10 protein-coding genes and 1 pseudogene are annotated in these 12015 nt (G+C 70.0%); 6 read left to right on the top strand and 5 right to left on the bottom strand.

Annotation, left to right across the window (positions count from 1 at the left end):
* The first annotated feature begins 65 nt into the window (after positions 1–65).
* Together KDK95_RS10725 and KDK95_RS10730 are read left to right on the top strand one after the other, a co-directional pair.
* Positions 66–824 (top strand): hypothetical protein, encoded by a 759-nt coding sequence (locus tag KDK95_RS10725; RefSeq protein ID WP_212517924.1) that lies wholly within the window; start codon positions 66–68, stop codon positions 822–824.
* A 99-nt stretch (positions 825–923) separates the two neighbouring features.
* Positions 924–1265 carry a hypothetical protein gene (locus KDK95_RS10730; RefSeq protein WP_212517925.1) on the top strand — a complete coding sequence of 114 codons (342 nt, stop codon included), beginning with the start codon at positions 924–926 and terminating at the stop codon, positions 1263–1265.
* Positions 1266–1281: 16 nt separating this feature from the next.
* On the opposite strand, the gene KDK95_RS10735 is transcribed toward KDK95_RS10730, so the two are convergent.
* The 3 genes from KDK95_RS10735 to KDK95_RS10745 all read right to left on the bottom strand — a co-directional run bounded on the left by KDK95_RS10735 (position 1282) and on the right by KDK95_RS10745 (position 5333).
* Complete coding sequence (locus tag KDK95_RS10735; RefSeq protein WP_212517926.1) at positions 1282–2907, bottom strand: ABC transporter permease; 1626 nt, start codon at positions 2905–2907, stop codon at positions 1282–1284.
* Positions 2897–3871, bottom strand: a complete 975-nt coding sequence (locus KDK95_RS10740) for an ABC transporter ATP-binding protein (RefSeq protein ID WP_212517927.1) — start codon at positions 3869–3871, stop codon at positions 2897–2899. The genes KDK95_RS10735 and KDK95_RS10740 overlap by 11 nt, the downstream gene beginning before the upstream one ends.
* A 190-nt stretch (positions 3872–4061) precedes the next feature.
* Positions 4062–5333, bottom strand: coding sequence for an acyl-CoA dehydrogenase family protein (locus KDK95_RS10745; RefSeq protein ID WP_212517928.1), 1272 nt, complete (start codon positions 5331–5333; stop codon positions 4062–4064).
* Between the two features lie 83 nt (positions 5334–5416).
* On the opposite strand from KDK95_RS10745, the gene KDK95_RS10750 reads away from it, so the two are divergent.
* From KDK95_RS10750 to KDK95_RS10760, 3 genes are all read left to right on the top strand, one after another.
* Positions 5417–6181, top strand: coding sequence for a TetR/AcrR family transcriptional regulator (locus KDK95_RS10750; protein ID WP_212517929.1), 765 nt, complete (start codon positions 5417–5419; stop codon positions 6179–6181).
* Positions 6182–6488: 307 nt separating this feature from the next.
* Entirely contained in the window at positions 6489–8417 is a 1929-nt protein-coding gene (locus KDK95_RS10755; protein ID WP_212517930.1) for an AMP-dependent synthetase/ligase, read from the top strand.
* A complete protein-coding gene (locus KDK95_RS10760) occupies positions 8404–10185 on the top strand; it encodes an FAD-dependent oxidoreductase (protein WP_212517931.1) in 1782 nt (593 codons plus the stop codon). The genes KDK95_RS10755 and KDK95_RS10760 overlap by 14 nt, the downstream gene beginning before the upstream one ends.
* An 84-nt stretch (positions 10186–10269) precedes the next feature.
* Here KDK95_RS10760 and KDK95_RS10765 read toward each other — a convergent pair whose 3' ends face one another.
* Positions 10270–10980, bottom strand: a complete 711-nt coding sequence (locus KDK95_RS10765) for a GH12 family glycosyl hydrolase domain-containing protein (protein ID WP_212517932.1) — start codon at positions 10978–10980, stop codon at positions 10270–10272.
* Positions 10981–11179: 199 nt separating this feature from the next.
* Between KDK95_RS10765 and KDK95_RS10770 the strand changes: the two genes are divergently transcribed.
* Complete coding sequence (locus KDK95_RS10770) at positions 11180–11536, top strand: VOC family protein (protein ID WP_212517933.1); 357 nt, start codon at positions 11180–11182, stop codon at positions 11534–11536.
* 65 nt (positions 11537–11601) lie between these two features.
* Here KDK95_RS10770 and KDK95_RS10775 read toward each other — a convergent pair.
* Positions 11602–12015 (bottom strand): annotated as a pseudogene (locus KDK95_RS10775) (FHA domain-containing protein); the annotation flags it as partial.

The raw sequence follows: 12015 nt of genomic DNA on the forward strand, positions 1-12015 counted from the left end.
GCGGCGGTATCGCGGCAGAGTGAGGATGAGGTCAGTCAACGACGACGCACCGATCGGAGCCATCCATGACCACGTCCCCGTCCATGTCCCCGTCGAGCTCGCGGACGCCCGGCAAGATGGGCAAGCTCGCGCCGCAGTTCCCGGTCGAGCTCAAGGAGATGCCCGCGTACATCGCCCAGCCGCTCCCGCAGGCCCCCGCGGCCGTGGACTGGGCGAAGAACGTCGTGTCCTGGCCCATGGACGGCAACGACACGTACGGCGACTGCACGATGGCGGCGGCCGCGCACCTGATCCAGTCGTGGAACGCGGAGACCGGCCAGCAGATGCCGGTCCCGGCCGACCAGGAGGTCATCGCGCAGTACCTCAAGCTCACCGGCGGAAAGGACACCGGCCTGGTCGAGTCGCAGGTGCTCAAGACGTGGATGAGCAAAGGGCTGTGGAGCAACAAGATCGCCGGCTACGCCCCGGTGAACGTGCACAGCCTCGACGCGCTCAAGCAGGCCATCGCGTTCTTCGGCGGCGTCTACGTGGGCATCCAGGTCCCGAACAACGCCCAGACGCAGTTCGCCGCCGGCCAGCCCTGGACGCTGGTGGCCGACTGGCAGTCCCAGCCCATCGAGGGCGGCCACGCGATCCCGCTGCTCGGCTACGACGACCAGTACCTCTACGCGATCACCTGGGGCGCGGTGCAGCCGATGGCCTGGGACTGGTGGTCCACGTACGGCGACGAGGCGTGGGTCATCCTCTCCGAGGAGTTCGAGCACGCCGGCAAGGTCGGCGGCATCGACCTCGCCACGCTCAAGGCCGACCTCGCAAAGGTCTGACCAGGCACCCAGCCGCTGCGGTCGGGCCGGGCCCCGCTGCGGTCACCCGGATGCCCGTCGCCGGGTGCTGACAGCACGCGAAAGGCCTAGCGTGCGAGCATGGGCGATCCGGTCGTGGTGATGGCGCTGTTCGACAGCGAGGACGCTGCGCGCAACGCGGCACGGCACGCCGTCGAGGAGAAATACCTCGCCGCGAGAGCCCAGGTACTCGCCCGGGGCTGGGCGGTGTGGCGTCAGCAACACGGCAGCGACACAGACGTCGGCGAGCGCTGGACCGTGTTGTTCGAGACCAGCACGCCCCGAGACGAAGCGCTGCGGAACTCGCTGTTCGACCGGGGCGTCGCGCTGACGGACATCGTGGCCATCGACGTGCGCAGCCTGGATCACCGTTACACCTCATGGGTCGACGGCGGCCTGTTCCACGAGCGAGATCTCAGGTAGGACGTGCCGCCTCGCCTCACTGCAGGTCCCGGCGGCTGTAGGCGAAAAGGCCTAGAGCACCGCAGACCGCAGCGATGCAGAGCATGACCACGAGCGCGGTCCACGCCGCGGGTTCCGCGGGGACCAAGGCCAGATGGTGATACGGCGAGAGGTCCAGCACCCAGGTCGGCCAGGAGAGCGCCGGACCGATCAGCTGGACCATGTACAGGCCGATGGCCAGAACGCTGACGGCTCCCGCTGCCCACGACGGTCGGACCCCGTGCAGCAGCACCGCCAGCCCGAGGAAGAGGATCGGTACCGGGAGCACGTTCGCTGCCGCGGCGAACGAGTCGCCGATGGACAGTCCTGCGTTCGCCGCGGACGACCCGATCCAGGTCGCCAGTGCCAACACGATCGTGAGCACCACCAAGACGGCGGTGGTCGCCAGCACGGTGGAACCCGACCACGCCGTCCGGCTCACCCGGTTGGAGTACGGCAGGTCCAGACGGTTCGTGATCTCGTCGTCGTAGTCGGCGTGGACGGAGGCGATGGCGTAGGTAGCGAGGACGACCACGTAGAACACGTTCATGATGGCTATGAAGCCACCGGGCGTGATCGCAGCTCCCATGCCCACCTGCTGAAGCAGCTTCGTGGCCTCGGGCTGGCTCTGCGGAAACCCGACCAGCGTCTCGGCCAGACCGCCCGACAGCACGCCCAGTACCACTATCGCGGCGGCCCACGCGCCCAACTCGCCGCTCTGTCGGCGAGTCGCGAAGGCCAGCGGCGTGGACAGCAGCCGGGTGCTCGCCTGTTTGGTGTCGGCGGCACGCACCATTCCGGCGCCGGTATCCCGTTCGCCCGACATCACCAGCGCCAGCGTCACGAGCACTACCGGCGCGGCCTCCAGCGGGACGAGCGGCAGCAGGTCGTTGCCCCCGAACGCGTGCAACTGCTCAAGCCAGCCGAAAGGCGTGGTCCATCGTGCCCATTGGCTGTTCGTGCCTCCGTCAGCCCACATGCGCAGCACGAACGTGGCGAACAGGACACCCATGGCGAGTCCGTTGGCGCGACGGCGTTCGGGCAGCAACTGCGACGCGAGTGCCGCGAGTCCCATGAACGTGACCACCAGCAGACCGAGGCCTCCGGCATACAGCCAGGACCCCGCCGCGGCGGCGCCGCCGCCCTGCAGCACCGAGCCGGCCACGAGCACCGTGAGCACCGGGACCGCGAAGACGGCGGCCAAGCTCGTGAAGGTCGCGCGGACGAGCGAGAGCGGATTGGCGAGTACCAGGTCGAGGCGGCCCGTCTCCTCACTGCCGCGCAGCACCCGGGTCGTCGCGAGGGTCACCCACACCGTGCCCAGGAGCGTGACGAACAGCGCGACGCGCCAGACCGCGAAGCCGCCCAGGGTGTCGATGGCGGTGGGCAGCCCGTAGATCGCGCGCACGGCCGGGTTGTCCGCCAGCGGAGCCAGCAGCCCTCCTCCCGACTGCTGCGACTTGTGGAAGGACTTGACGCCCATCCAGAGCAGCAGCCCGGTGGACGCCGCTATGACCAGGCCGCCGAACCAGACCTGTCGCACGGCCAGCCGGACGTTCGCGCGCTCGGCGTGGAGGGGCCGGCGGACGTCGCGTGCCGGTGCGAGCGCGGTGTCAGCGACCATGGCCGACCTCGCCGTCCCCGGCCCGGGCTCCGGCCCCGGCTTTGGCTTTGTCACCGGCGCCGTCTGAGGAGTAGTAGCCGAGGAAGACCTCTTCCAGCGACGCCTCCCGTGAGCGCAGCGCGGTGACCTTGGCCGGCGCCAGCGCCTGGAGCAGCGGTCCTGGCTCGTCCGACAGCTGGATTCGGACGCCCTCCGGTGTCGGGTCGACCCGGGCGACTCCGGGGACGTGGCTCAGGTCGGGGGCGGGGCCGTCGAGGTCGACCTCCACGTCGGTTCCGTGCATCGTGCGCAGCTTGCCGACATCGGCCACCTCGACCAGCCGGCCTTCCCGCAGGATCCCCACCCGCTCGCACAGGGTCTCGACCTCGGCCAGAATGTGCGAGGAGAGGAACACCGTCCGGCCCTGCGCGGCCACCTCCCGGACCGTCTTGACGAACTCGGCCTCGATCAGCGGGTCGAGTCCGCTGGTCGGCTCGTCGAGCAGGATCAGGTCCGCGCCGGTGGCGAAGGCGGCCACCAGCGCCACCTTCTGGCGGTTGCCCTTCGAATACGCTCGGGCCCGCTTCGACGTGTCCAGCTCGAACCGCTCCACCAGCCCGTCCCGCAGATCCGCGTCCACCTGCCCGTGCAGGCGGCCGAACAGCTCCAGGCACTGGCCTCCGGTCAGCCTCGGCCACAACGCCACATCGCCGGGAACGTAGGCGATGCGTTCGTGGACCCGCCTCACGTCGCCCACGTCGACACCGAAGATGCGGGCGCTGCCGCCGGTGGGCCGGATCAGACCGAGCAGCAGGCGCAGCGTGGTCGACTTGCCGGCCCCGTTGGGACCGAGATAGCCGAACACTTCGCCGCGCCGCACTTCCAGATCGAGCCGGTCGAGCGCGGTGAAGGAGCCGAACCGCTTGGTCAGCTTCTCGGTGGCGATGGCCGGCACATGGTCTCGCACGGCTGCCGAATCGGTCATCGGTCGCCCCCTCAAAGGTGGCGGGGGCGAGTCAGCAGATCCTTCGCGGGGTCCTGGACCGCCCCGAGACAGGGAAGAACTTGATCTCCACTCTATTCGCATCCGCTTGATCTTGCTCGATGAGCGGCAGCCGCTCGGCCGTCGTATCCGTCGGGCGCCGGCCGCCCCGCGGACCCGCGGGCGGACCTGATCAGCGGATGTACTTCCCGCTGATCGCGCGCGCGATCACCAGCCGCTGGATCTCGCTCGTACCCTCGAAGATGGTGTAGATCTTCGCGTCGCGGTACATGCGCTCCACGGGGTGCTCGCGGCTGTAGCCGGCGCCGCCGAGGATCTGGATTGCCTTCTCGGAGGCGGCGACGGCGAGTTCGCCGGCGCGGAGCTTGGACATGGAGCCCTGCGCGGCGTCGAAGGGCTTGCCGTTGCGGGCCATCCAGGAGGCCTGCCAGATCAGCAGCCTGACCATCTCGATCTCGGTGCGGATGTCGGCGAGCGCGAAGGCGATGGCCTGGTTCTCGATGATGGTGCGGCCGAAGGCCTCGCGCTGCCCGGCGTATTCGAGGGCGTACTCGTACGCGGCGCGGGCGATGCCGAGGGCCTGGGCGCCGACGGTGGGGCGGCTGACCTCGAAGGTGGCCATCGCGGCCTGCTGGGCCTGGCCCTGCGCCTGGGCGGTGCGCTGCTCCTTCGTGCCGGAGGCCGCCGCCTCGGCCGCGGCCAGGCGCTCGCGGGCCTTGGCGAGGCGGCCCTCCAGCTTCTCCCTGCCGCCGAGCAGGCAGCTGCCGGGGACGCGGACCTCGTCCAGGAAGACGTCGGCGGTGTGCGAGGCGCGCAGCCCGAGCTTCTTGATCTTGCGGCCGGCCTCGAGGCCCTTGGTGCCCGGCGGCACGACGAAGGCCGCCTGGCCGCGCGCGCCGAGCTCCGGCTCCACGCTCGCCACGACGACGTGCACGTTCGCGATGCCGCCGTTGGTGATCCAGGCCTTCTGGCCGGAGATGACCCACTCGTCCTTGGCCTCGTCGTACCGGGCGCGGGTGCGCAGGCCGCTGACATCGGAGCCGGCCTGCGGCTCGGAGACGCAGAACGCGGCGACCTTCGGGGCGTCCTTGTCGCCGAAGCACTGCGGCACCCACTCGAACAGCTGCTCCTGCGTCCCCGCCGCGAAGATCCCGGCGACGGCCAGCGAGGTGCCGAACAGGGCCATGCCGATGCCGGCGTCGCCCCAGAACAGCTCCTCGTTCGCGATCTGCAGCGAGAGCCCGCTCGGATCGCCGAACAGGTCGGCGAGGGATTCGAAGCCGTAGAGGCCGATCTTCGCGGCCTCCTGGATCACCGGCCACGGCGTCTCCTCGCGCTCGTCCCACTCGGCGGCGGCGGGGCGCACGACGTCGCGGGCGAAACCGTGCACCCAATCGCGCAGCTCCCGCTGCTCGTCGGTCAGCTCCAGCGAGAATCCGGTCATGGGCCGCCCTGCTCCTGACTTTAGAGTAAGTTGACGGGTCAGTAAGCTACCCGGCCCGGCACTAAGGTGACAAGGTGCAACCGATGAACGAGGAACGGCCACGGACGGCTGCCACCCGGGGACGCGGTGCCACCGATGACCGGCGAACGGCCCGGGAACGGCCGCCGCACGGGGAGGCGGCGCGGCCGTCGAGCGAGGAACGGACCCGCCGGCGGCTGCCCCGCGGGGAGCGCGAGCAGCAGATCATCGACTGCGCGATCCAGGTCTTCGCCCGGCGCGGCTACAGCGCGGCCTCGGTGGACGACATCGCCGAGCAGGCCGGCGTCTCGAAGCCGCTGGTCTACCTGTACCTGGAGTCCAAGGAAGGACTCTTCCTCGCGTGCCTGCGCCGCGAGGAGCAGCGGCTGGTCGCGGCGTTCCAGGACGCGGCCGGGACCGGCGGCACCTCCGAACTGCGGCTGTGGGCCGGGCTGCAGGCGTTCTTCGGCTTCGTCGCCGACCACCGGGACAGCTGGGCCGTGCTGCACCGGCAGGCCCCCGACCTCGGCGAGACGATCGCCGGGGAGATCGACCGGGCGCGGCGCACGATCCTCGACGAGGTGCGCAAGCTCGTGCTCGAGGGCATCGCGCTCGGCCCGACGCCCACGCACCTCGGCGAGGCGGACGCCGACTTCGTCGCGCACGCCCTGGTCGGCGCGGCGGACTCGCTGACCGACTGGATGGAGCGCCACCCGGGCGAATCGCCAGAAAGGGTCACTCTGCGCCTGATGGGCATGATGTGGGTGGGTATGCAGCAGGTGCTCGACGGCGAGGTGTGGGTTCCGCCGGAATCGCCGGCCGCCGTCTGAGTGGTGCCGCCGATCCTGGTGGGACGGAAGGTAAAGAGGCGGTAGAGCCTGGCCGGTCGGCGTGTCGCACTCCCGGGGCGCGCGCCGCGGCGGGCTAGCCTCGCGTCGTCACTGACCGATCCGATCATCCGTCCTGGACCGACCCCACCTGTCCGCTTCGCCCTGGCCTCGCCGTTTCGCAGAACAGACGGCGTCCGGCCATGGATTTTTCCCCTACCGATGAGTAAGTTTACTCAGAGGTAAGGAGGAGCGGCTGTTCGGGACCGGACGGCGGACGATCCACTCAGGCAGGCAAAGGAGCCCGCTCATGGCACGGACGTTCTACCGAGGGCTGCGCGCCGCCCGCAGGCGCAAGGACCTCGCCGACCGCACCCGCGTCCATCTCTCCGTCGAGCACGGCAAGGTCCGCGAGGTCGCCACCGAGCCGCTCGCCCAGCCGCTCACCCGCGGGTCCCTCGCCGACATACCCTTCGACAACGCCCGGCAGCACCCGAAGCGGATAGCCCTGAGACGGCGCACCGAGCAGGGCTGGCTGCCGGTGACCTCCGCCGAGTTCGCCCAGCACGTCTCCGAGACGGCGAAGGGACTGGTGCACGCCGGACTCCCGGTCGGCGGCCGGGTCGCGCTGATGTCGCGCACCCGGTACGAGTGGTCCGTCATCGACTTCGCGATCTGGAGCGCCGGCGGGCAGACCGTGCCGGTGTACCCGACCTCGTCCGTCGTGCAGCTGGAGTGGATCCTCGAGGACTCCGGCGTGCGGATGATCATCGTCGAGGACGAGGAGACCGCGGACGTCGCCCGGCAGGCCATGACGGTGCTCGACCTGGCCCTGCCGATCTGGGTCATCGACCAGGGCGGGCTGGAGCAGCTGGCCGAGCTCAGCCTCGGGGTGCCGGACAGCGAGCTGCAGAACCGTCGCGCGACCCTGACACCGGACTCCATCGCGACGCTCATCTACACCTCCGGCACCACCGGGCGGCCCAAGGGCTGCGTGCTCACCCACTCCGCGCTGCACGCCGAGGCGACGAACATCGTCGAGCTCATGGTTCCGACGTTCCGCGCGGTCTGGTCGCATCAGCAGCCGTCGACGCTGCTGTTCCTGCCGCTGGCGCACGTGCTCGGCCGCGCGATGGAGATCGCCTGCATCGAGGGCGGCATCACGATCGGCATGTGGCCCACGATCAAGCCGGACGAGGTGCGGCCCGAGCTCGAGGCGTTCAAACCGACGTTCCTCGTCGCGGTGCCCTACTTCTTCGAGCGCATCCACGACATCGCACGCGGCACGGCCGAGCGGATGGGCCGCGCGTCCTCGTTCGACCGGGCCGACCGGATCGCCGTCAGGTACGGCAACGCCCAGATGCGCTCGATCTTCGGCGAGGGCAGGAGTCCCGGCCTCGGACTGCGCATCGCGCACAAGTTCTACGACCTGCTCGTCTACCGGCGGGTGCGCGAGGCGATGGGCGGCAAGGTCCGCTACGTCATCAGCGGCGGCTCGCGCCTCGACTCCGACCTGGCGCAGTTCTTCTTCGGCTGCGGCGTGCTGGTCTACGAGGGCTACGGCCTGACCGAGACGAGCGCCGCCACCACGGTGAACCCGCCGCTCGAACCGCGGCCCGGCACCGTCGGCGTGCCGCTGCCGGGCGGCGCCGTGCGCATCGACGACGACGGCGAGGTCTTGCTCAAGGGCCCGATGCTCTTCTCCGGCTACTGGCGCAACCTGGAGGCGACCGCCGGGTCGATGCACGGGGACTGGTTCTCCACCGGCGACCTCGGCAGCCTGGACGAGCACGGCTACCTGACGATCACCGGCCGCAAGAAGGACATCCTGATCACCAGCGGCGGCAAGAACGTCTCGCCGAGCATGCTCGAGGACCGGCTGCGCAGCCGCGTGCCCGTCGGCCAGTGCATGGTCGTCGGCGACGGCAAGCCCTACGTCGTCGCGCTGATCACGCTGGAGCCGGAGGAGAAGGAACACTGGCTCTCGGTGCGCCGCCGGCCGTACGACACCCCGTTCACCGAGCTGGCCCGCGACCCGGAGCTCGTGGCGCAGGTCCAGGCGGCCGTCGCGTACGCGAACCAGGCGGTCTCCCGGGCCGAGTCGATCCGCGCGTTCAAGCTCGTCGAGGGCGAGTTCAGCGAGGAGAACGGCCTGCTCACCCCGTCGTTGAAGGTGAAGCGGCACGCGGTGGCCGCCGCGTACGCCACGGATATCGAGGAGTTGTATGCCGGAAGGTGAGGTTCGCGCCGCCGGGCCCGAGTACGACGTGGTCGTGGTCGGCTCGGGTTTCGGCGGCTCGGTCGCGGCGCTGCGGCTGAGCGAGAAGGGCTACCGGGTGCTGGTGCTGGAGGCCGGCCGCCGGTTCACCCGGGAGACGCTGCCGAGGAACTCGTGGGCGGCGAAGGACTACCTGTGGGCGCCGCGCCTCGGGCTGTACGGCATCCAGCGGATCCACCTGCTGGGCAACGTCATGGTGCTCGCCGGCGCCGGCGTGGGCGGCGGCTCGCTGAACTACGCCAACACGCTGTACGTCCCGCCGCGCGCGTTCTTCGAGGACCCGCAGTGGGGCGCGATCACCGACTGGGAGGACGAGCTGCGGCCGTACTACCGGCAGGCGCAGCGGATGCTCGGCGTGCGGCAGAACCCGACGACGACCGAGGCGGACGAGTACCTGAAGGCGACCGGCGAGAAGATGGGCGTGGGCCACAGCTTCACGCTCACGCCGGTCGGCGTGTTCTTCGGCGACGGCCGGGACGGCGACGGCTGCCGCGCGAAGGCGGGCGAGGAGGCCGCGGACCCGTACTTCGGCGGCGCGGGCCCGACGCGCCGCGCGTGCACCGAATGCGGCGAGTGCATGACGGGGTGCCGGCACGGCGCGAAGAACACCCTCACCGAGAACTACCTGTACCTCGCGGAGCGCGCCGGCGCGGAGATCCGCCCGATGTCGACGGTCGTCGATGTGAAGTCCGTCTACGACGCCGGCGGCGCGGACCGCGGCTACGAGATCCATGTCGTCCCCACCGACAAGCGCCGCAAGGCCAAGCCCACGGTCATCCGCACGAGTCAGGTCGTCCTCGCCGCCGGAACCTACGGCACCCAGACGCTGCTGCACCGCGTCCAGGCACGCGGTGGACTCCCCCGGATATCCGCGCGCCTCGGCGACCTGACGCGCACGAATTCCGAAGCGCTGGTCGGTGCGATCACCGCCCCGCGCCCGTACCGCAAGCGCCGCGGCACCGGGAAGCAGCCGGACTTCACCCACGGCGTCGCGATCACCTCGTCGATCCACCCGAACGAGAACACGCACATCGAGAACGTGCGCTACGGCAAGGGCTCGAACACGATGGCCCTGATGTGCGTGCCGCAGTACAAGGTCGGCGGACGCATGCCCAAGCCGATCGCCGCCGCGTGGGGCTACATCTCGCACCCGCTGCTCGTGCTGCGCACACTGACGACGCGGCATTGGTCGGAGCGTTCGATCATCGGCCTGGTCATGCAGACGCACGACAACTCGCTGAGCACCTACCTGCGGAAAAGGTGGCCCGGGCGCGGCCTGCTGACGGCGCGTCAGGGCCACGGCGCGCCCAACCCCGTGCACATCCCAGAGGCGGCCGAGGCCGCGCGGCTGCTCGCCGACCAGATCGGCGGGCTGCCCGGCACGAACCTCGGCGAGCTGATGGGCATGCCGCTGACCGCGCACTTCCTCGGCGGCTGCCCGATCTCCGAGACCCCGGACCAGGGCGTCATCGACCCCTACCACCGCCTGCACGGCTACCCCGGCATCTCGGTCGTGGACGGCTCGGCGGTCTCCGCGAACCTCGGCGTCAACCCGTCGCTCACCATCACAGCCCAGGCCGAACGCGCGATGTCGCTGTGGCCCAACAAGGGCGAGGCCGACCCGCGCCCGGAGCCGGGCGAGGCGTACCGCCGGGTGAAGCCGGTGGCGCCCCTGTCCCCCGCCGTCCCTGACGACGCGTTCGCGAGGCTCGATCTGACCGCGAGCTGACCGTATGACGACGAGCTGACCGGCGCCGAGTGAGTGGCCGGGCCGCCGCACGGATCTCGTGCGGCGGCCCGGCCTCGCTCCCGGCTAGCTGATGGAGGTCGAGTACGAGTTGATCGTGAAGTCCTCCTGGACGTTGCCGGTGCCGCTGATCTCGAAGCCGTACTGGACCGTCGAGAGCGTCGGGTTGGAGAAGTAGCCCTTCGTGTTCTCCATCCACTTGAGCAGGTCGAGGATGTTGACCGTGCCGCTGCTCTCGCTGGACGTGCGCCAGAACGAGTACACCGGGTTCGACCCGTTGCTGCCGACGTACACGTTCCAGGTGTTGCCGTCGATCGTCAGGTCGCCGATGGACGAGCCGGCCGGGCTGACGTTGCCGACCGTGTTGGTCCAGATCATGACCTCGTACGAGCTGGAGTTGAGCCAGATGTCGTACGCGGACTCGAAGTTGCCGGAGCTCGGCACGGTCTCGTTGAACGAACTGGAGACCGTGGAGAGCGAGTTCAGCGACTTGCCGACCGAGATCGACGCGTTCGGGTAGGCCTTGACCCCGGAGGTGCTCGGCTGGGTGGAGTACACCCCCCAGTTGCTGTAGCTGTTGACCCACAGGGTCTGCGAGCCGTGCCCGCTGCCCCATTCGTCGTTGTAGATCGTGTACGAGCCGCTGGTGCACGAGCCGTACTGCGCCGAGGTGGTGCACGAAGCGGCCTGCGCCGGGCCGATCGCGACGGCGGTGGCGGTGCCGGCGAACAGCCCGGCGACCGCCAGGCGGAGCAGCTTCTTGTGGGTGCGCGTCATTGCGCTTCATCCCTTCGAACCGTGGGTGGAACGGTGGGCAGCATTCGACGAGTGGATTGTCGAAGCGCTTCGAAGTCTGAATCCGTGCGCCTGAACTGTCAATATGCGATACAGGAAATTTAGCGGAGCGACGCGTTCGACAATATCGTCGAAGCGATTCGACAGTCACCCGGCGCACGTACGTGAGTATCCTGCAGCTATGATCACAGCCGGACACGTCGTCCTCTACAGCCGCGATCCCGAGGCGGACCGCGAGTTCTTCCAGAAGGTCCTGAAGTACCCGCACGTCGACGCGGGCGGCGGTTGGCTCATCTTCAAGCTCCCTCCGACGGAGCTGGGCGTCCACCCGACCGAGGGCAAGGAATCGCACGAGTTCATGTTCATGTGCGAGGACCTCGTGACCACGATGGCGGAGCTCACCGGCAAGCGCATCGTCTTCACCCGCCCCGTCACCCAGCAGCCCTGGGGCCGCGTCACCGCCTTCCGCCTTCCCGGCGGCGGCGAGGTAGGACTCTACGAGCCCTCCCACCCGGTCGCGGCGACGCTGGAGAAGTGACGCCGGAGTAAGCAGGAGCGGCGAGGGTCGCGGATCATCCCGCCGGGCGCCACCCCGGCGCAGTCCTACTCCGGATGCTCGGTCCGCAGGAGTTCGAGGTCGGCCGGCATCAGGGGCGCGCTCTCCAGCAGGGTTCTGATGAGGTCGTGATCGAGGGCGTCGGCTTCCGGGTCGGCGGGGCCGGCGTCGGTACGGGCGGCGGCCAGGCGGACGCGGACGGAGACGGCCACGCGGGCGGCGATTCGGGGGGTCCAGCCGCGGGTGGGGGCTATGCGGGTCAGGTCCTCGGCCACCTGCTTCCAGGAGACCGGGCCGGGGTGGCGCTCCTGGCGCAGGTAGCGCTGGGCCAGGACGACCAGGACCAGGCGTTCGTCCTCCGTCAGGCGGCAGACGCCTGGTTCGCAGGTGCGGAAGCGGGAGACGGTGCCGGCGGCAGGGGCTTCGGTCGCGGCCGGGGCCACCAGGTGGAGCTCCAGGAG

Source organism: Actinospica acidithermotolerans (assembly GCF_018139625.1).
Classification (GTDB): Bacteria; Actinomycetota; Actinomycetes; order Streptomycetales; family Catenulisporaceae; genus Actinospica; species Actinospica acidithermotolerans.